Raw genomic sequence first — 19,022 nt, forward strand, 5'->3', positions numbered from 1 at the left:
ACGAGCAGAATTTCAGGCGCCCTTATCATGGCAGAGTCGATCCCTTCGCTGGGTCCGAATTTTGGAGGGTACGATAGATCGCCTCGGCCAACGATGCTTCGAGGATCGATCGACTGAGCTGAAACTGGACCCCGGCGTCGACACATTGCCCCAGATAGGGCACCAAGTCTTTCAAAGCGGCAGTTTCACGGGACTTTCCGGCGTCCGCCGCAACGAATTCAAGCGCCGCCGGAGGGTTCTTGCGCATGACGCACTCGCCGAAACGGACGAGCGAAGCCCTCGCGCGCGCAGGTTGGTCGAGGTCTGCCCCGGACGGCAGCGGAAGAACGTCGGGCGGCAACATATCAGGTGTCAAGCGACCGACCATCCGCGTCACCTGCTCTGCATAGAGCGCTCCGAGCATCAGCCGGGCATTCATCCTCAGCTCATCTGCCGTTGCGCCCGCGCTCAGGCAGGAGTCGTAATTACCTTCGACCAGCTTTCCCACGGCCACATCTTGGTTGATCGGCGCATCGAGGACACCAGCAAGATGCTTGGGATCGCGCTTGGCGATACAGGCCGCGTACCGCTCCAGCCAAATGCGCGCCCGCTCCGTATTGCTTCCGCTTTCAGGTGCCTGCGCCGGCCGGCCACCGATCCGCGTTCCAGTCTCCGATTGCGCCGCGACCTGAACAGGAACGAGGGTTAGCGATGCAACGATCGCGAGTAGCTTTTTCACTCTGCAGCCTCCCGCACGTTTTCGGCGATCCGGCGTTCAAGCTCGGGACGGAAGTGGCGGATCAGGCCCTGGATGGGCCAGGCGGCGGCATCGCCGAGCGCGCAGATGGTGTGGCCTTCGACCTGCTTCGTCACTTCCTGAAGCATGTCGATCTCCGACACGTCGGCGTCGCCGGTGCGCAGGCGCTCCATCACCCGCCACATCCACCCAGTTCCTTCGCGGCAGGGGGTGCACTGGCCGCAGCTCTCGTGCTTGTAGAAATAGCTGATCCGGCTGATCGCACGGACGATGTCGGTCGACTTGTCCATGACGATGACCGCCGCGGTGCCGAGCCCGGAGCCGACCGCCTTCAGGCCGTCGAAATCCATCGCGCAGTCCATGATCTGCGCCGCGGGAACGAGTGGAACCGACGAGCCGCCGGGGATCACCGCTAGCAGATTGTCCCACCCGCCGGTAATCCCGCCGCAGTGTTTCTCGATCAGTTCGCGGAACGGGATGCTCATCGCTTCCTCGACCACGCAGGGCTTTTCGACATGGCCACTGATCTGGAACAGCTTGGTGCCCTTGTTGCCCTCGGCCCCGAAGCTTGAGAACCAGCCAGCGCAGCGGCGCAGAATCGTGGGCGCAACCGCGATCGACTCGACGTTGTTCACCGTCGTCGGACAGCCATAGAGTCCGGCTCCCGCCGGGAACGGCGGCTTCAGGCGCGGCTGGCCCTTCTTGCCCTCGAGGCTTTCGAGCATCGCGGTCTCTTCACCGCAGATGTAGGCACCGGCGCCGCGGTGGACGAACACGTCGAAATCGTAGCCCGAGCCGCAGGCATTGCGGCCGATCAGTCCCGCATCATAGGCCTCCGCGACGGCGGCGAAGAGCGTCTCGGCCTCGCGAATGTATTCGCCGCGGATGTAGATGTAGGCGGCGCGCGCCCGCATCGCGAACCCGGCAACCAACGCGCCCTCGATCAGCTTGTGCGGATCGTGGCGGATGATCTCGCGATCCTTGCACGAACCAGGCTCGGACTCGTCGGCATTGATGACGAGGAAATTCGGCCGCCCGTCCTTGGGCTCCTTGGGCATGAAGCTCCACTTCATGCCGGTGGGGAAACCTGCCCCGCCCCGGCCGCGCAGGCCCGAATCCTTGATTTCCTGGACGATCGCGTCCGCACCGCGAGACAGCAGCGCCTTGGTGCCGTCCCAATCGCCGCGCGCCCGGGCGGCGGCCAGGTTCCACGGCTGATAGCCGTAGAGATTGGTGAAGATGCGATCCTTGTCGGCGAGCATGGCCTACCACTCCCCCCGATAATCGTGGTTCTCGCCGACCATTTCCTTGAGCGTCGTCGGTCCGCCGAGCGGCTCGACCGTGTGGCGGCCGGGAGCCTGCGTGCCGGTCTTGGGCTTGGCACCGACGGTCAGCGCGTCGAGGATGACGTCCATGCTCTCGGGCGTCAGGTCCTCGTAGTTGTCGTCGTTGATCTGGACCATCGGGGCCGACGAGCAATTGCCCATGCATTCAACCTCGGTCAGCGTCCACAGCCCGTCGGCGCTGACGTGGCCCTTCGCCATGCCGCGCTTCTTACAAGTTTCCAGGATCGCGTCCGAGCCGCGCAGCATGCACGGCGTCGTGCCGCAGACCTGAACATGGAAGCGGCCCACGGGGGCAAGGTTGTACATGGTGTAGAAGCTGGCAACCTCGAGCACGCGGATGGCGGGCATATCGAGTTCGCGCGCGACGAATTCGATCACGGGGATGGGAAGCCACCCTTGCGTGTTCGTCTCGGCGCCGACCTGGCGCTGGGCCAGGTCGAGCAGTGGCATCACCGCCGAACGCTGCCGCCCCGGCGGATAGCGTGCGATGATCTTGGGAATCTCGGCGGCGTTCGCCTCGGTCCATGCGAAGGAATCCCAACGGGCGCGAAGTTCCGGCGTGTCGGGATGCGGAGCGCGATCGGCCATTAGCGGTCACACTCCCCGAACACGATGTCGAGAGCGCCGAGAATAGCGGTCGCGTCGGGAAGCATGTGGCCCCTGCTCATGAAATCCATCGCCTGGAGGTGGCTGAACGCGGTCGGGCGGATCTTGCACCGGTAAGGCTTGTTGCTGCCGTCGCTCACAAGATAGACGCCGAATTCGCCCTTGGGGCTTTCGGTGGCGACGTAGACCTCGCCCGCGGGCACATGGAAGCCCTCGGTGTAAAGCTTGAAGTGATGGATCAGCGCTTCCATCGACTGCTTCATCTCGGCCCGCTTGGGAGGGACGATCTTGCGGTCCTCGCTCGCGATCGGCCCCTCGGGCATCTCGCGCAGGCACTGCTTCATGATCTTCGCAGACTGGCGCACTTCCTCGACCCGAACCATGAACCGGTCGTAGCAGTCGCCGCGGGTCCCGACCGGAATCTCGAAGTCCATGCGGTCATAGACATCGTAGGGCTGGCTCTTGCGCAAGTCCCAGGCGATGCCGCTGCCGCGGATCATCGGGCCGGAAAAGCCCCAGCGCACGGCGTCGTCCTTGGATACGACGGCGATGTCGACGTTGCGCTGCTTGAAGATGCGGTTGTCGATCACCAGGCTCATCGCATCCTCGAAGAGTTCGGGAAGCCGGGTGTCGAGCCAGTCGGCAATGTCCGTCAGCAGCTTGAGCGGAACGTCCTGGTGGACACCGCCGGGGCGGAACCATGCCGAGTGCATCCGCGCGCCGGAAGCGCGCTCGAAGAAATTGAGGCAATCCTCGCGAATCTCGAACAGCCACAGGTTCGGCGTCATCGCGCCGACGTCCATCACGTGGCTGCCGAGGTTGAGCATGTGATTGCAGATGCGCGTCAGCTCGGCGAACAGCACGCGCAGGTATTGCGCCCTGATCGGCACCTCGAGGTTCAGCAGCTTTTCGATCGCTAGGACGTAGCTGTGCTCCATGCCCAACGGGCTGCAGTAATCGAGCCGGTCGAAATAAGGCAGCGCCTGAAGGTAGGTCTTGTGCTCTATCAGCTTTTCGGTGCCGCGATGGAGCAGGCCGACGTGCGGATCGATCCGCTCGATGATCTCGCCGTCTAGCTCCATCACCATGCGCAGCACGCCGTGCGCCGCGGGGTGCTGAGGCCCGAAGTTGATCGTGTAATTGGTGATGACCTCGTCGCCCGTCGTGGGCGAGGTTTCGCTGACCAGCGCGCTCATGCAGCGCCTCCATCGGGCTTGGTCCGCCGCGCGCGCGGCTTCGTGGCGGGCGCGGTATCGTGGGTCTTGCTGGCCCGCGGCTTGCGCGCGGGGCGCTTCTCGGTCGGCTCGGGCGCGGTCTCGTCGATCTTCGTGCGCTTCGGCACGTTGGGCTGCGACTTGCGCGCGTTGGACGCCGCCCGCGCGTCGTTGGGCGAGGCCTTAGTGACGGTCGCAGACGTCTTCTTCGCGGCTTCGGCGTTCGCCTTGGCCCCTGCCCCTGTATCGGCGGGCTTGTCGGTCGTCTTGGGCTTGTCGACCTTGGGCGCGCCGCGCGACCGGGGCTCGGTCGCGACCGGAGCCGGCGCGGAAGCCGCGGGCGCGGAAGCGGCCGGTGCAGGCGCAGGTGCCGGCGCGGGGACGGCCTTCTCGTCACCGGGAAGCACGTAATCGGCGCCTTCCCACGGACTCATGAAATCGAACGTGCGCAGATCCTGGGCCAGTTCCACCGGTTCATAGACGACGCGCTTGTCTTCTTCCGAATAGCGCAGCTCGACATAGCCGGTAAGCGGGAAGTCCTTGCGGAACGGATGTCCCTGAAAGCCATAGTCGGTGAGGATGCGACGCAGGTCGGTGTTGCCGGCGAACAGCACTCCGTACATGTCGAAAACTTCGCGCTCCAGCCAGCCCGCAACGGGCCAGAGCGTCGTGACGGTAGGCACCGGATGGGCCTCGTCCGTCATGCATTTGACGCGAATGCGGTGATTTTTCGTCAGGCTGAGGAGATGGTAGACGACCTCGAAGCGTTCGGCCCGCTGGGGGTAATCGACCCCCGCGATCTCCATGAGCTGCTGGTAATCATGCGCGTCGCGCAAGATCCGCAGAGCATCCTCGACCTCGTCCCGCGAGACGGTCAACGTGATCTCGCCGTATTCCTCGCGCGCATCGAGCACGGACGCGCCCAAAGCGGCGACAAGCGCAGCCATCACGCCTTCGTTGCTGGCGATCCGGGGCGCCGGATGGTTCACTTGATCGGCCATGGCGCGCCTTACCGTTCGACCGTGCCGACGCGGCGGATCTTGCGCTGCAGCTGCATCACTCCGTAGAGCAGCGCCTCGGCAGTCGGCGGGCAGCCCGGCACATAGATATCGACCGGCACGATCCGGTCGCAGCCGCGAACCACGCTGTAGCTATAGTGGTAATAGCCGCCGCCATTGGCGCAGCTGCCCATGCTGATGACGTACTTGGGGTCCGACATCTGATCGTAGACCTTGCGCAGCGCCGGAGCCATCTTGTTGCACAGCGTGCCGGCGACGATCATCACGTCCGACTGGCGCGGACTGGCACGCGGGGCAACGCCGAACCGCTCCATGTCGTAGCGCGGCATGTTGACGTGGATCATTTCGACCGCGCAGCATGCCAGGCCGAAAGTCATCCACCACAGCGAACCCGTACGGGCCCACTGGAACAGCTCCTCGGTCGAGGTGACGAGAAAGCCCTTGTCGTGAACCTGCCCGTTCAAGTCGTTGAAGAACGACTGATCGGGCTGCGTCAGCGGCGTACCATCGGCGTTGACCAGCGGCGGGCGCGCGGCGGGTGCGGATTCTACTCCCACTCGAGCGCTCCCTTCTTCCAAGCATAGGCGAAGCCGATGACGAGCTCGGCCAGGAATACCATCATCGTGATCCACCCGGCCCAGCCCGTTTCCTTCAGGCTGACCGCCCAGGGGAACAGGAACGCGGCCTCGAGATCGAAGATGATGAACAGGATTGCGACGAGATAGAATCGCACGTCAAACTGGCTGCGGGGATCCTCAAAGGCGGGAAAGCCGCATTCATACTCGCTCAGCTTCTCGGCATTGGGATTATGCGTGCCCGTCAGCCGCGCCACGCCCATCGGCAGGAACACGAACAGGCTCGACAACCCCAGCGCTACCGCGAGGAAGATGAGGATCGGAAGGTACTGCGACAGGTCGACCACGTGGAAAGCCTCTTGAGGCGCTGACTCGGTGCGCTCGGAAACTCGCCCGCCACTAGTCCCGCGCCTTGGCCGGTGCAACCCTGCCGCAACGCAAAAAGGAGTGTTGCGCCAACGATCGAGGGCTTATTTCAGTCCTGCACCGATCGTACGCTGGATGGTCTTGCCATAGGGGGGCTTCAGGCCCGCCAGCTTGGCCACGTCAATGCCCGGTTGGCGGTAGACACTGCGGGCATGGCTGAACGTCCGGAACCCTTCGGGACCATGATAGCTGCCCATCCCCGACGCGCCGATTCCGCCGAACGGCAACTCGTGTGCCGAGAAATGGAACATGACGTCGTTGATCGTCACTCCGCCCGAAATCGTCCGGGTAAGGACTTCCTCGCGCTCGCGGGCATCCTCGCCGAAATAGTAGAGGCCGAGCGGACGGTCGTGCGCGTTGATGTAGTCGATCGCCTCGCCCATCGCACGGTAGGTCTTCACCGGAAGGACCGGCCCGAAGATCTCGTCCTGCATCACCTTCATGTCGTCGGTGACGTTGCGCAGGATGGTGAGCGGCAGCTTGTTACCATTAGAGCCGGCGAAGTCTTCGTTTGCGGGGTTTACCTCGATGGCTTCGGCGCCCTTCCCCACCGCCTCGGTGACCAGGTCGCGCAGCCGGTCCCGGTGGCGGGTGTTGATCACCGAGGTGTGGTCGTCATTGCGCAGGAGCGTCGGATACATTGCCGACGCGCTCGCGACGACCGCCTCGATTGCCCGGTTCTCCAGCTCTTCGGGAATCAGCAGGTAATCGGGTGCAAGGCAGATCTGGCCCGAGTTCATCATCTTGCCCATCGCGATGCGATCGGCCGCGCGATCCATATCAGCGGTGCGTCCGACGATCGTAGGAGATTTGCCGCCAAGCTCGAGGGTAACGGGAACGAGATTGTCCGCCGCCGCATGAAGAACGTGCCGGCCGATCGAGGTGGCCCCGGTGAACAGGAGGTGGTCGAACGGGAGCGCGCAGAATGCGGCGCCCACTTCGGGCCCGCCAAGCACGACGCCGATCTCGTCTTCGGAAAAGAACTTCGCGATCAGTTCGGCCATCAGTTCCGACGTGCGCTCGGTAAATTCGGACGGTTTGAGCATCGCCCGATTGCCGGCAGCGAGCGCCTGAGCAAGCGGCGCCATCGTCAGGCCGACAGGAAAATTCCATGGCGCCACGATGCCAATCACCCCCTTGGGTTCGTAGCGAAGTTCGGCCCGTGCGCCGAGCAGGCCCAGCGGAAACGGTGCTCCGCGGCGCTCGGCCCGGGACCAGCGAGACATGTTCTTGATGCAGTATTTGGCGAACGAGATGCTGGGGACGATATCGGCCATCATCCCGAGTTCGCGGTTGCGATGCCCGAAATCCGCGCTCATCGCCGCGGCCAGTTCTTCTCCATGCGCCTTCAGCAGGGCGATGCAGCGCTCGATCCGGTCGCGGCGGGTCGAAAGCGGCTCCGGGCGGGCGGCGGTGAACACGGCCTTCTGCCTCGAGAGCATGAGTGACATGGCGTCTTCGAGCTGCGCTGGATTGGCGTTCATAGTGGCATTTCCCCCTGCGGCCCCGGTTATGAGAAGCCTTGAAAGGCAATCCACACCAGCCAGCCCGCCAATGCAAGGCAGCTTCCGAGCGGAACCGCGGTGCGCGCATCAACGTCGCGGCCCGCCAGCATCATTCCGGCAACCCCGATCAGGCCCACGATACTGGCGCCGAGCAGCACCTCGACGACCCCCAGCGGCCCCACCCATAGGCCTATGGCGCCGAGCAGCTTTGGATCGCCGGCCCCCAACCCCTGGCGCCCTCGAACGCCCTGGTAGAGGCGCGCGACGGTCCACAACAGGCCAAAGCCAAGCAGACCGCCAGCGACCGTGAACGTCGCAAGGTCCGGCGAAATACCCCAGCGCAGCCAGCCCGCCCCTAGTCCGGTGAGCGCAAGAATTGCGACGAGGCGGTTCGGAAGCCAGAAGTGTCGCAGGTCGAGCAAGGCGAGAAGCAGAAGCTGCCAGCCCAGCAGCGCGCCGACGACCATTTGCCAGAGCCCAAGCCCCACCCACGCTCCGGCAAGGACCGAGCCGAGCCCGACGGCCATTCCGCCAACCTCGCTCGCCAGTGCCCAACCGCCGATGGGAGCATGGCAGCCGCGGCAGCGACCGCGCAGTGCAACCCAGGACGCGACAGGAACTAGTTCCGCGACCGTGAGCCGCCGGCCACAACTTTCGCAGGATGACCGGCCAAACACCAGCGACCGCCCCTGCGGCAGACGGATGAGCGCCGCGCCGATGAAGCTGCCGACGACCGCACCGATCACCGCACCCGACAGCGCGCAAAACCAGAATGGGGCTACGATGATTGTGTCGATGTGAACGCCAGCTCTCCGCGCCCCTGATCCGGCAGCGACGTTGCCAAGCGCACCGCGCAAGCCTATTTCACAAGGCGAACGCGTTCAACGCCCAACTCCTGTTACAAAGAGGCCTTCCATGCCCAGCTTTTCCGCTGCCGACCCCATCGTAGTTCTTTCTTATGCGCGGACGCCGATGGGGGGGATGCAGGGTGCCCTTGCCGATGTCTCGGCAACCGATCTTGGCGCCACCGCGGTGCGCGGCGCGGTCGAGCGAGCAGGGATCGAAGGCGCCGACGTAGACCGGATCTACATGGGCTGCGTCCTGCCTGCCGGGCTAGGCCAGGCCCCTGCCCGCCAGGCCGCAATCAAGGCCGGGCTGCCGAAGTCCGTCCAGGCCACCACGGTGAACAAGGTTTGCGGCTCGGGGATGCAGACGGTCATCATGGGGGCCGAGGCGCTCGCCAGCGGCACGGTCGACATGGTCGTGGCCGGCGGCATGGAATCGATGACGAACGCGCCGTACCTCCTCAAGAAGCATCGCTCGGGTGCCAGGATCGGCCACGATACGGCCTATGACCACATGTTTCTCGACGGGCTCGAAGATGCCTACGAGGAAGGCCGGGCCATGGGCACGTTCGCGCAGGATACCGCTAACGAGTACCAGCTCACGCGCGAGGCTCAGGACGGCTACTCGATCGAATCGCTGCGCCGGGCGCAGGCTGCGATCACCGAGGGCGCCTTCAAGGACGAGATCGTCGCTGTCACGGTGAAGAGCCGCGCTGGCGAGACCGTCGTCGACACCGACGAGGCCCCGGGCAAGGGCCGACCCGACAAGATTCCGACGCTCAAGCCCGCCTTCGCCAAGGACGGCACGATCACTGCGGCGACATCGAGCTCCATCTCCGACGGTGCGGCTGCGGTCGTTCTCACCCGGCAGAGCGTTGCCGACGCCCGCGGCGCCAAGCCGGTGGCGCGGATCGTGGCCATGGCCGCGCATGCGCAGGAGCCCAAGGATTTCACGATTGCCCCGGTAGGGGCGATCAACAAGCTGCTCGACAAGGCCGGTTGGACCATCGCCGACGTCGACCTTTTCGAAGTGAACGAGGCGTTCGCCTGCGTCGCGATGTTCGCGATGCACGACCTCGGCATCCCGCACGAGAAGATCAATGTTCATGGCGGCGCCACCGCGCTTGGCCATCCGATCGGTGCCAGCGGCACCCGGATCATCACCACGCTGATCGCTGCGCTGCAGCGCCACGGCAAAAAGCGCGGCGTGGCTTCGCTGTGCATCGGCGGCGGCGAGGCAACCGCGGTCGCGGTCGAACTGGCCTGAAACCCGGCGCGCGCAACCCTCGCGCTTTGGCGACAAGCTCGGCTTTGGCTGTACCGCTCTCCCGCGTCCGGAGGCAGTTGTCACGACCGGAGGTGAAGTTCTTTCCGCAGTAACGACGAAGGCGGGCGTGGGATCGATGATCCCCGCCCGCTTCGCATTCAGGGCTCGCCGTCCCCCCAAACCGCGTCGGCGGCAATATACGCCTTGTGGCCGTGGACATCGAACCGGCACCAGCCGTTCTGGCAGTCGCCGAGGCGTCCCACGACGCCCGGCTCCACCCGCCACATCAGCTTGCCTGTGCCGTCCGGCTTTTCGCGCAGCTCGCTGATCTTGCCCTGGACGATTCCCCACCGCGCGCGGCTGAGGAAGCGGGAGAGGATCCAGCCGCGCGTGCCGTCGGGGTCTTCGACCAGCCGCCAGCCTTCGTGCAGGCGGACGACCTTCACGGGCAGGTTATCGCGGCGATAAACCCAGCTTATCGCATAATCGCGCGCCGGTCCGGCCCGCATGTTGACCTTGTCGGCAGTGAGCGACGCCCAGTAGGGTACGTCCGGGTCATCGGCGGCCGCCAGCGGAGCGGCGGCCAATCCCGCCAGGGATACCGAAAGGACGAGGCGCCAGAAGGACTTGGACATGATCGGGCTCGCTGGCATCGTTGCTATCGCGGCATAGACAGGAAGCGTCCTCCGGTTCAAGCGCGGCCTGTGCACAGGTGACGACACCCGCTGCGCCCTTGACCGCGCATCGCTGCCCGGCATAGCGCTGTGTACAGGATGCCGGACCAACCCAATCAGCAGCGCGCCACTACCAGGCGTGTCGAAGGCAAGCCCGCGGTCATCGTGACGCGGCGCCTGCTTCCGGCCATCGAAGCCCGGATGGACGAACTTTTCAACGTGTCGCTTAACGGCACCGATCGCCCCATGACGCGGCAGCAACTGATCGCCGCCATGCAGCGGTGCGACGTTCTCGTCCCCACCGTCACCGACCGCATCGACGCCGAGATGATCGGCGCCGCCGGCAAGCGACTGGGCCTGATCGCGAATTTCGGAGCCGGGGTCGATCACATCGATCTGGCCGCGGCCCGCGCCGCGGGGATCATGGTAACCAACACGCCGGGCGTCTTTACTGACGATACCGCCGACATGACGATGGCACTGATCCTGTCGGTTCCGCGCCGCTTCGTCGAAGGTGGGCGCGTGATCCGCGCGGGCGAATGGGAAGGCTGGGCGCCTTCGACCATGCTCGGCCACAGGATCGGCGGCAAAGTTCTCGGCATCGTCGGCATGGGCCGCATCGGCCAGGCGGTGGCGGCGCGCGCGCGGGCCTTCGGGCTATCGATCGTCTACCACAATCGCCATCGCCTGCCCGAGGCGATCGAGAATGCGCTGGGCGCGCGCTACGAGCCTGACCTCGACAAGCTGGTCGCCGAAGCCGACATCCTTTCGCTGCACTGCCCCTCGACGCCCGAGACCCACAATCTGATCGACGCTCGGCGAATTGCGCTGATGAAGCCCGAGGCGACGATCGTTAACACCGCCCGTGGCGATCTGATCGACGAGGAAGCGATGATCGTCGCGCTGCAAAAGGGCCGCCTCGGCGGCGCCGGGCTCGACGTGTTCTCGAACGAGCCTGCAGTCGATCCCCGGCTCATCGCGCTGCCGCAGGTCAGCTTGTTGCCGCACCTTGGCAGCGCCACCTACGAAGGTCGCGAAGCTTCCGGGGAGCGGGTCATAGCCAACATCCGCTTCTGGGCCGATGGGCACCGCCCGCCCGACCAGGTGCTCGAAGGCTGGGCCTGACCCGCCATCTCAGTCTCCGGTCAGGATACGGTCGACGAGCTGCTTCACGGTCGGAGTGAAGTTGTTCGAATAGAACGGGTCCTGCTTGAACCGGTAGGCCGCATGTCCCGCGAACATCAGGTTGCGGTCGATCGGTCCGCCGTGAGCGATATCCTGCAGCGTCTTCTGGATGCAGAAGCTGCGCGGATCGGCAAGGCGGCCCGTGGTGTAGTCGTCGTGATCCTTCCACGACGAGAAGCCGCAATGCGAGAGGCAGCCCATGCAGTCGGACTGGTCCTTGCGGATCGTCTCGCGCTCGGTCGGGTCGACGAAGACCACGGTATCGTCGGGCGTGCGCAGCGCATGGGTGTGGCCTTCGGCGGCCCAGCCCCGGGCTCGTTCGAGATCGCGCGGGGCGACCCAGAAGTTCTTGCCCTTCACCCCGACATCGAGCTGCACGGTATGCTCGCCCGCCGACACACGCGAATAAGGTACCTGTCGTTCCGAACGCGCTTCCAGTTCGCGCAGGAACGGATTGCGGACAGCAGAGGAATAGAACCCGGTCGGCGAGAAGCGATGTAGCAGCACGTCTCCCGGCTCTAGCTCGCGCAAGGCGTTCTTCCAGCCGTCTGGAATGGGGCTTTCCTCGGTCAAGAGGGGCCGGGTACCAAACTGGAACACGATCTGGCCGAGTTCGGGGTTGTCGATCCAATCGTTCCATTCGCGCAGGAACCAGACCCCGCCCGCCATGACGATCGGCACGCTGTCGGCGATGCCTTCGGCCCGCATCGTCTCGCGCAGCGCCTTGACCCGTGGATAGGGATCTTCAGGCCGCAGCGGGTCTTCGGCGTTCGACAGGCCGTTATGCCCGCCAGCCAGCCAGGGGTCCTCGTAGACGACCGCCGCCATAAGGTCCGCGACCTTGTGATAGGCGCGCTTCCACAGCGCGCGGAAAGCCCGGGCAGAGCTGATGATCGGCAGATAGTTCACGTTGTAGCGCTGGGCGATCTCGCTCAGCTTGTAAGGCATGCCCGCACCGCAGGTGACCCCGGTGACAAGCCCGCGCGTCTGCTCGAGAACGCCCTCGAGCACCTGCTGGGCACCGCCCATTTCCCACAGGACGTTGATGTTGATAGCGCCATTTCCGCCAGCGATGTCGTGAGCGCGCTTTACCTGCTCGACCGCACCGTCGATCGCGTACGTGATCAGCTGCTCGTGCCGCTCGCGACGAGTCATCGCGTCGTAGATCTGGGGCACGATCTTGCCCTCGGCGTCGTAGCTGTCGGCATTGACGGCGCTGACCGTGCCGATGCCGCCCGCCGCCGCCCAGGCACCCGAACTCGCGTGATTGGTAGCGGACACGCCCTTGCCGCCCTCGACCAGCGGCCATACCTCGCGACCGCCGTAGAGAATCGGCTTCAAACCCTTGAACTCAGACATCATACCCTTTCAGCGCGCGGTCCTGCGAACCCGCGTCAACCGGTCATCAACTCGCCCTTCGCGAGCCTGCAAGGCAGGATCGCGTTGGACGGCCGGCGCGGTCCGTTGGCCTCGAACTGCGCGTAGTAACCGGCAATCTCGGGTTTACGGACAAATTCAACCAAGCGAAAGCCCACCGCCTCGAATTCGCACTGGAGGAGGAGCGGCGGGATGCCGTGCTGGTCGGTCGGCCGATCCACGTCGACAACGATAACCTGTCCGCCCTTCTTCAGCGCCGGATACATCCGCCACAGGAAGGCATAGGGTTCCGCAACCTCGTGGTACATGTGGACCATGAAAACCCGGTCGAAGCTGTTTGCCGGAAGTCGCGGGTCGTCGGGCTGACCAAGGCGGATCGACACATTGTTCAGCTGCTCACGCTCGATCCGCGCACCCAGCCCCTTGAGGGCGTTGCGATCGATGTCCTCGGCCAGCACCCGGCCCTTCGCTCCGACGCGCTCGGCCAGCCGGACCGTGTAGTACCCGTCGCCCGCGCCGATATCGGCCACGGTGTTGCCGGGCACGATCCTGGCCAGATCCATGACCGTGTTGGCCTCGTTGCGGTTGTCGCGCGCTTCCTCGGTCGAGAAGCCGTTGCCGCCGGCAGTCGATACCGGGCGATGCGCCTTGGGAAACTCGCGCGCAGTGGGCGCCCGGTCGGTATCCTTGCAGCCGGCAAGGAGCGCCAGCGCGGCAAGCAGGGCCAGCCTCCTCATTCCACGTCCTCCACGGCAACCTTTTCGCCCGTCACCCGCTGCGAAAGCGCGGCGGCCATGAAGGGATCGAGCGCGCCGTCCAGCACGTCGTCGGGCGCGGTCGAGGTTACGCCGGTCCGCAGATCCTTCACCAACTGGTAGGGCTGCAGCACGTAGCTGCGGATCTGATGGCCCCAGCCGATTTCGGTCTTGGCCTGGTATTCACCGCTTGCCTCGGCCTCGCGCTTGGCGAGCTCGGCCTCGTACATCCGAGCCTTGAGCATCCCCATCGCGGTTGCGCGGTTCTTGTGCTGGCTACGATCGTTCTGGCTGGCGACGATGATGCCGGTCGGAATGTGCGTGATCCGCACGGCCGAATCGGTCGTGTTGACGTGCTGCCCACCCGCGCCCGATGCGCGGTATGTATCGATCTTGAGATCGCTTTCCTTGATCTCGATGTCGATGTCGTCATCGATCACCGGATAGACCCAGACGCTGGAAAAGCTGGTGTGGCGACGGGCCGAGCTGTCGTAAGGACTGATGCGAACAAGGCGATGCACGCCACTCTCGGTCTTCGCGTAGCCATAGGCGTTCTCGCCCTTGATCTGCAGCGTGACCGACTTGATCCCGGCCTGCTCGCCAGCGTGATAGTCGACGATCTCGACCTTGTAGCCGTGCCGTTCGGCCCAGCGGACATACATCCGCTGAAGCATTTCGGCCCAGTCCTGGCTTTCGGTCCCGCCTGCTCCGGCATGGACTTCAAGGAACGCGTCGTTGCTGTCGGCTTCGCCCGCAAGGAGCGCCTGCACCTTGTCGTTGTCGGCCCGGTCGGCCAGCGCAGCAAGCGAGGAGAGTCCTTCGGCGATCACGCCCTCGTCGCCCTCGGCCTCGCCCAGTTCGACGAATTCGACCGCGTCAGCCATCTCCTGGCCGATCTGCCTCACCGTGCCGATTGCTGCGTCGAGACGGCGCCGCTCGCGCATGACTGCTTCGGCGTCCTTGGGATTATCCCACAGGCGCGGGTCCTCGACCCGGGCGTTAAGCTCGTCCAGCCGGCGCAGCGCACGTTCCCAGTCGAGGAACTTGCGCACGAGCGCCAGCGCCGCCTCGATCCGGTCGATGTGGGCTTGGCCCTCCGCACGCATGACGCAATCTCTCCGCTAGAATTGAGCGCGCCCGCTTAGCGCAGGGACAGCAATTGTAAAGTTGGACGCGCGCAGGGCCGCGCAGTTCCGCCGCGGCGGAAACATCCAGGTGCCAAATGATCCGCCTGAAACGTCAGCTCTTGCGTTTCAGCCCCTGGACCGCGGCAAGGGTCATGCGGACATGCTCGGCATAGTTCATGTCCGAATGGACGAACACGATGCGTCCGCTGCGGTCGATCACATAGCTGGTGCGCTTGGTCAAGCCGGTGGACTTGCCGTCCTTGGCCGCAAGATCGACGTCGTAGGCCTTGATCACGGCGGGCGTGGCGCTGGCGACGGCAAACTTGTCGCGGCACGCTTCCTCCGAAAAGCGGCGCAAGGTGGGCAGATCGTCGGCCGACATGCCGATCACAGTGGCCCCAACTGCGCGGAAATCGGCCGTCGCCTCGGCAAAGGCGTGGGCTTCCAGCGTGCACCCCTGAGTAAAGGCCTTGGGATAAAAATAGAGGACGACCGGCCCCTTCTTGAGGGCGCGGGCAAGATCGACGTCGAACGGCTTTCCACCGAGCGCGCCCTTGGCGACGAACTGCGGCGCGCGGGTACCTGTCGAAAGCTCGGCATGGGCGAGCGCGGGGATGGCCAGCGCCAGGCAGGCGGCGAGCAGCGATATGGGAGCGTTCTTCATCGCCCGATAGTCTGCGAACCGCGCAATCAAGGCAAGCGCCTAGTAGATGCCGCCCTGTTCCTCGACGAAGTTGTCCGGTGCAGCCGACCGTTGGGTCGCCGTAACCGAGCGGGTGTGCGCCGCCCGCGCGGCGTTGATCGCGGCGAGGACGCGCGACTTGTTGTCGAGCTCGTCCTGGCGGATCGTCCGGCGCGGCTCGGTGTCGGGCTTGAACGCCTCCCAGATGATCGCGGCCTTGGCCTCGTCGCTGGGATTGCCGGCAAACACCTTGCGGCCCGAGGTACGATCGATCCGCACCATCCGCACGCCGGCGGGCGCACGGAACGGCACGTCCGACCATCGCTCGCGCGTCTCCTGCACGAACTGCTTGAAGATCGGCGCGGCAAGGCGACCGCCCTGCGCGTAGCCGCCGAGACTGCGAGGCTGGTCGTAACCCATGTAGACCCCGCCGATGATGTCGGGCGTGCCGCCGACGAACCAGACGTTGGTCGGGCCCGAGGTCGTGCCGGTCTTGCCGAACATCGGGAGGTTGAGATCGCGCAGGACCACGGCAGTACCGCGCTGGACCACGCCTTCGAGCATATGGACCGTCTGGTACGCGGTGCGAGGATCCATCCGCTGCGCCCCGGTCGGCTTGAACCGCGGCATCGGCTTGCCGTCCCACTGCGCCATGTTGCAGGCGGAGCACTGGCGATTGCCGGCGCGCCAGATCACCTTCCCGTTGCGATCCTGGACATAGTCGATCAGCGTCGGCCGATTGAGGCGCCCGGCGTTGACGAGGCCGGCGTAGGCGTTGACGAGCTTGAGCACCGTGGTGTCGCCCGCGCCCAGCGCCATCGACAGGTAAGGATCGTAGTCGCCGATCCCCATCCGCTTGATGGTGTTGACGACGTGCTCCATCCCGGTGTCGTTGGCGATGCGCACGGTCATCAGGTTGCGCGATTGTTCGAGGCCCCAGCGCATCGTGTGCGTTCCGCCGCCGCCCCTGCTGTCGAAGTTGCGGAAGCACTTCTCGCCCAGCGCGGCCCCCTGATACACGCAGAAAGTGCCGTCGAGCACCATCGAGGCCGGGGTCATCCCGTAATCGAGCGCGGTGGCATAGACGAATGGCTTGATCGTCGATCCCGGCTGGCGGGCGGCCTGTGTCGCACGGTTGAAGGAACCGAGCCGCGAATCGAACCCACCCTGCATCGCATAGACGCGGCCGGTGTGTGGCGCCTCGACGACCATGCCACCCGATACTTCGGGAACGGTGCGCACGGCATAGGCGGCGGTTCCGTTAGGCGCGGCGGCAATCACGTCGCCGGCGCGCAGCGCGTCGGGCAGCCCGCCGAGCGGGTAGGTCTTGCCATCGGTGAACCCGATCCGCGCATTGGGACCTGATCGCTCGGTCACGACGCCGACGCGCCAGTCCTTGTAGCGGATGCCGAGGTTCGAGACGATCAGCTGCGTCTGCCAGTTGCCGTCGCCCAGATCGATGTGCGCGATCGGCTTGGTCCAGGCGCGTCCGGCGGCATAGCGCAGCAACCCGGCGCGCAGCGAATCGCGGGCAGCGTCCTGCAACTCCGGGTCGAGCGAGGTCCTGACCCACAGCCCGCCGGCATAGACGCTATGCGGGCCGTCCTCGGCCTTCTCTCCGTATTTCGCGATCAGTTGCCGACGCACTTCCTCGAGGAAATAGCCAGCATCCGCGCCAGCGGGCTCGGCCCGGCGAGGGATCAGGCCGAGCGGCATCGCCTTGGCGGAGTCGCGCTGCGCAGCCGTGATCCAGTCGTTGTCGTACATCTGGTCGAGCACGAAATTGCGGCGGGTGATCGCAAGCTGCTCGTTCTTGGCGCGGCCATAGCGCTCGGGCGCCTTGGGCAGGATGGCGAGAAACGCGGCCTCGTGCAGCGCAAGGTCCTTCACGTCCTTGTCGAAATAGGCGCGTGACGCAGCTTGCACGCCAAAGCTCTGCCGTCCAAGCGGGATTTCGTTGAGGTAAAGTTCGAGGATCTGCTCTTTCGTCAGCACCCCCTCGATCCGCATGGCGAGGTACATTTCCTTGAGCTTGCGGGTGACGGAATATTCGTCGCCAACGAGGATGTTCTTGGCCACCTGCTGCGTGATCGTCGAGCCGCCCTTGGCACGTTGGCCCGAGCCGAGCTTGGTGACATAGTCGAAAACCGCGCCCACCAGACCGCCGAAATCGATGCCGTGGTGGCTGAAAAAGGTCTTGTCCTCAGCCGCCAGATAGGCGTGGATCACCTGGTCTGGAAAATCGACGTAGCGCAACTGGACCCGGCGCTCACGGGCGTAGCTGTCGACGATCTGGCCATCGACGCCGCGAACCATCGTCGGCAGTGGCGGCTCATAGGTCAGCAACTTGTCGGCCGAGGGAAGGCCCCGCGCGACCGAGAGCCAGAGCACGATCCACAGCACGAACAGGCCCGCAACCGCAAAGACGCCCCTCCGGAACCAGCGGCTGTCGCGCCAGTTGGTCCGGAACCACTCGGCAAGACCCCCGGCGTCGCGGCGGATGCGGTAGGTGAAATGCGAAGCGACGCTGTTATCGGCCATATGGGCAGCGCTATAGGTGCTTGGTCCCGGTGCCGCAACGGGGCGCGGACGGGAGGTGCTCAGCGACCCGGGCGGACCCTGACGAAGTAGGCCTCGATCGCGCGGGCAAACGTCTCGGCAAAGGCCTCCCTGCCCTGCGGTGAGCCGAGAAACGCTGCATCGGCGCTGTTGCTGATGTAGCCGGACTCGAACAGGACCGAGGGGACATCGGGTGCCTTGAGCACCACGAACGCCGCGCTTTTGACCGCCTCCGCCCGGAAGTGCAGACCCCCGCTCGCCTCACGTCGCACGAGGCCGGCGAACTTGGCCGCTCTCTCCAGCGCCTCGCGGCGTGATAGGTCGACAAGGATCGCATCGACTGTGCCGGCCTGCTTCCTGAGCTGCACTCCATTGATCGTATCGGCGCTGTTTTCGCGGCTTGCGATGGCTTCCGCGGTCTTGTCCGAAGCGGTTTCCGAAAGCGTATAGAGCGTGGCCCCGGTCGCGCCGTCGCTCTGCGCCGCATCGGCATGAATCGAGATGAACAGGTCGGCATGCAGGCGCCGCGCGATGCCCGAGCGTTCGTCCAGGACGAGGAAGCGGTCATCGCTGCGGGTCAGCGCGACCCGAACCCGTGCGCGCTTGAGCAGTTCGTCGCGCAGTGCCAGCGCTAGGTTGAGTGTCAGCTGCTTCTCGATCTGGCCGTCGCCGCCGCTGGCGCCGGGATCGTAGCCCCCGTGCCCGGCGTCGATGACGACCAGCGGGCGGCTGGCGTCGTCCGGCCCGAGCACCGGCGGCAGGTCCACGGCGGGTCGGCGGGGAGGAAGAGCTACCCTGACCACATAGTCGGGGTTATGCCGCCGCGGCGCCATCTGCGCTTCCGGGTTCAGCAAGAGCGATCCTCCAGGCCCCAGCGAAGGCAGGGCGAGCGCCGACAGAACCAGCGACAACAGGGGATCGAGCACGGGCAACATCGTGGCGCGCAGCTATGCCGCCCCCGACAAGCGCGGGTCCAGCGCTAATTCGATCGGAGTGCGCGTGCTTGTTCGCCATTGCTTCGCGCGGTTTAGGTTGCCGTGGGCATATGGCTTTGCTAGCGCTGCTGCGGCGGGGACCGGCATGCCCATCCCTGCCCCACCGGACCTTCCCATGCTTTCATGCGA

At 65.3% G+C, this 19,022-nt stretch carries 18 protein-coding genes; 2 read left to right on the plus strand and 16 right to left on the minus strand.

Features of this window, described 5'->3' with window-relative positions; all coding sequences use genetic code 11:
• Nucleotides 1-25: 25 nt before the first annotated feature.
• From ACFO0A_RS10665 to ACFO0A_RS10705, 9 genes are all read right to left on the minus strand, one after another.
• Nucleotides 26-718 carry a hypothetical protein gene (locus ACFO0A_RS10665; protein WP_379538987.1) on the minus strand — a complete coding sequence of 231 codons (693 nt, stop codon included), beginning with the start codon at nucleotides 716-718 and terminating at the stop codon, nucleotides 26-28.
• A complete protein-coding gene (gene nuoF / locus ACFO0A_RS10670; RefSeq protein WP_379538988.1) occupies nucleotides 715-1,998 on the minus strand; it encodes an NADH-quinone oxidoreductase subunit NuoF in 1,284 nt (427 codons plus the stop codon). The genes ACFO0A_RS10665 and nuoF overlap by 4 nt, the downstream gene beginning before the upstream one ends.
• Before the next feature lie 3 nt (nucleotides 1,999-2,001).
• The gene (locus ACFO0A_RS10675) at nucleotides 2,002-2,670 is read right to left on the minus strand and encodes a complex I 24 kDa subunit family protein (RefSeq protein ID WP_379538989.1); all 669 of its coding nucleotides are present in this window, start codon (nucleotides 2,668-2,670) and stop codon (nucleotides 2,002-2,004) included.
• The gene (locus tag ACFO0A_RS10680) at nucleotides 2,670-3,884 is read right to left on the minus strand and encodes an NADH-quinone oxidoreductase subunit D (protein ID WP_379538990.1); all 1,215 of its coding nucleotides are present in this window, start codon (nucleotides 3,882-3,884) and stop codon (nucleotides 2,670-2,672) included. Before ACFO0A_RS10680 ends, ACFO0A_RS10675 begins: the two co-directional genes overlap by 1 nt.
• Nucleotides 3,881-4,903, minus strand: a complete 1,023-nt coding sequence (locus ACFO0A_RS10685) for an NADH-quinone oxidoreductase subunit C (protein ID WP_379538991.1) — start codon at nucleotides 4,901-4,903, stop codon at nucleotides 3,881-3,883. The genes ACFO0A_RS10680 and ACFO0A_RS10685 overlap by 4 nt, the downstream gene beginning before the upstream one ends.
• An 8-nt stretch (nucleotides 4,904-4,911) precedes the next feature.
• Entirely contained in the window at nucleotides 4,912-5,442 is a 531-nt protein-coding gene (locus ACFO0A_RS10690; RefSeq protein ID WP_379539647.1) for a NuoB/complex I 20 kDa subunit family protein, read from the minus strand.
• 26 nt (nucleotides 5,443-5,468) lie between these two features.
• Complete coding sequence (locus ACFO0A_RS10695) at nucleotides 5,469-5,843, minus strand: NADH-quinone oxidoreductase subunit A (protein WP_379538992.1); 375 nt, start codon at nucleotides 5,841-5,843, stop codon at nucleotides 5,469-5,471.
• A gap of 123 nt (nucleotides 5,844-5,966) precedes the next feature.
• Complete coding sequence (locus ACFO0A_RS10700) at nucleotides 5,967-7,406, minus strand: coniferyl aldehyde dehydrogenase (RefSeq protein ID WP_379538993.1); 1,440 nt, start codon at nucleotides 7,404-7,406, stop codon at nucleotides 5,967-5,969.
• A gap of 26 nt (nucleotides 7,407-7,432) precedes the next feature.
• On the minus strand, nucleotides 7,433-8,284 hold the full coding sequence (locus tag ACFO0A_RS10705) for a prepilin peptidase (RefSeq protein ID WP_379538994.1): 852 nt from the start codon (nucleotides 8,282-8,284) through the stop codon (nucleotides 7,433-7,435).
• 58 nt (nucleotides 8,285-8,342) lie between these two features.
• Here ACFO0A_RS10705 and ACFO0A_RS10710 point away from each other — a divergent pair, with 58 nt between their 5' ends.
• Nucleotides 8,343-9,539, plus strand: coding sequence for a thiolase family protein (locus ACFO0A_RS10710; RefSeq protein ID WP_379538995.1), 1,197 nt, complete (start codon nucleotides 8,343-8,345; stop codon nucleotides 9,537-9,539).
• Between the two features lie 158 nt (nucleotides 9,540-9,697).
• Here ACFO0A_RS10710 and ACFO0A_RS10715 read toward each other — a convergent pair whose 3' ends face one another.
• On the minus strand, nucleotides 9,698-10,174 hold the full coding sequence (locus ACFO0A_RS10715) for an SH3 domain-containing protein (protein WP_379538996.1): 477 nt from the start codon (nucleotides 10,172-10,174) through the stop codon (nucleotides 9,698-9,700).
• 138 nt (nucleotides 10,175-10,312) lie between these two features.
• Between ACFO0A_RS10715 and ACFO0A_RS10720 the strand changes: the two genes are divergently transcribed.
• Nucleotides 10,313-11,338: a 2-hydroxyacid dehydrogenase gene (locus ACFO0A_RS10720; protein ID WP_379538997.1), complete on the plus strand. Its 1,026-nt coding sequence runs from the start codon at nucleotides 10,313-10,315 to the stop codon at nucleotides 11,336-11,338.
• A gap of 9 nt (nucleotides 11,339-11,347) precedes the next feature.
• On the opposite strand, the gene ACFO0A_RS10725 is transcribed toward ACFO0A_RS10720, so the two are convergent.
• From ACFO0A_RS10725 to ACFO0A_RS10750, 6 genes are all read right to left on the minus strand, one after another.
• Nucleotides 11,348-12,757 (minus strand): NAD(P)H-dependent flavin oxidoreductase, encoded by a 1,410-nt coding sequence (locus tag ACFO0A_RS10725; protein ID WP_379539648.1) that lies wholly within the window; start codon nucleotides 12,755-12,757, stop codon nucleotides 11,348-11,350.
• A 35-nt stretch (nucleotides 12,758-12,792) separates the two neighbouring features.
• On the minus strand, nucleotides 12,793-13,512 hold the full coding sequence (locus tag ACFO0A_RS10730) for a class I SAM-dependent methyltransferase (protein WP_379538998.1): 720 nt from the start codon (nucleotides 13,510-13,512) through the stop codon (nucleotides 12,793-12,795).
• Complete coding sequence (gene prfB / locus ACFO0A_RS10735; protein WP_379538999.1) at nucleotides 13,509-14,636, minus strand: peptide chain release factor 2; 1,128 nt, start codon at nucleotides 14,634-14,636, stop codon at nucleotides 13,509-13,511. The genes ACFO0A_RS10730 and prfB overlap by 4 nt, the downstream gene beginning before the upstream one ends.
• Before the next feature lie 133 nt (nucleotides 14,637-14,769).
• Complete coding sequence (locus ACFO0A_RS10740; protein WP_379539000.1) at nucleotides 14,770-15,321, minus strand: peroxiredoxin; 552 nt, start codon at nucleotides 15,319-15,321, stop codon at nucleotides 14,770-14,772.
• 39 nt (nucleotides 15,322-15,360) lie between these two features.
• Nucleotides 15,361-17,880, minus strand: a complete 2,520-nt coding sequence (locus ACFO0A_RS10745; RefSeq protein WP_379539001.1) for a penicillin-binding protein 1A — start codon at nucleotides 17,878-17,880, stop codon at nucleotides 15,361-15,363.
• 59 nt (nucleotides 17,881-17,939) lie between these two features.
• Entirely contained in the window at nucleotides 17,940-18,824 is an 885-nt protein-coding gene (locus ACFO0A_RS10750; protein WP_379539002.1) for an N-acetylmuramoyl-L-alanine amidase family protein, read from the minus strand.
• Nucleotides 18,825-19,022 lie beyond the last annotated feature (198 nt).

Source organism: Novosphingobium tardum (genome assembly GCF_042652045.1).
Lineage (GTDB): Bacteria > Pseudomonadota > Alphaproteobacteria > Sphingomonadales > Sphingomonadaceae > Novosphingobium > Novosphingobium tardum.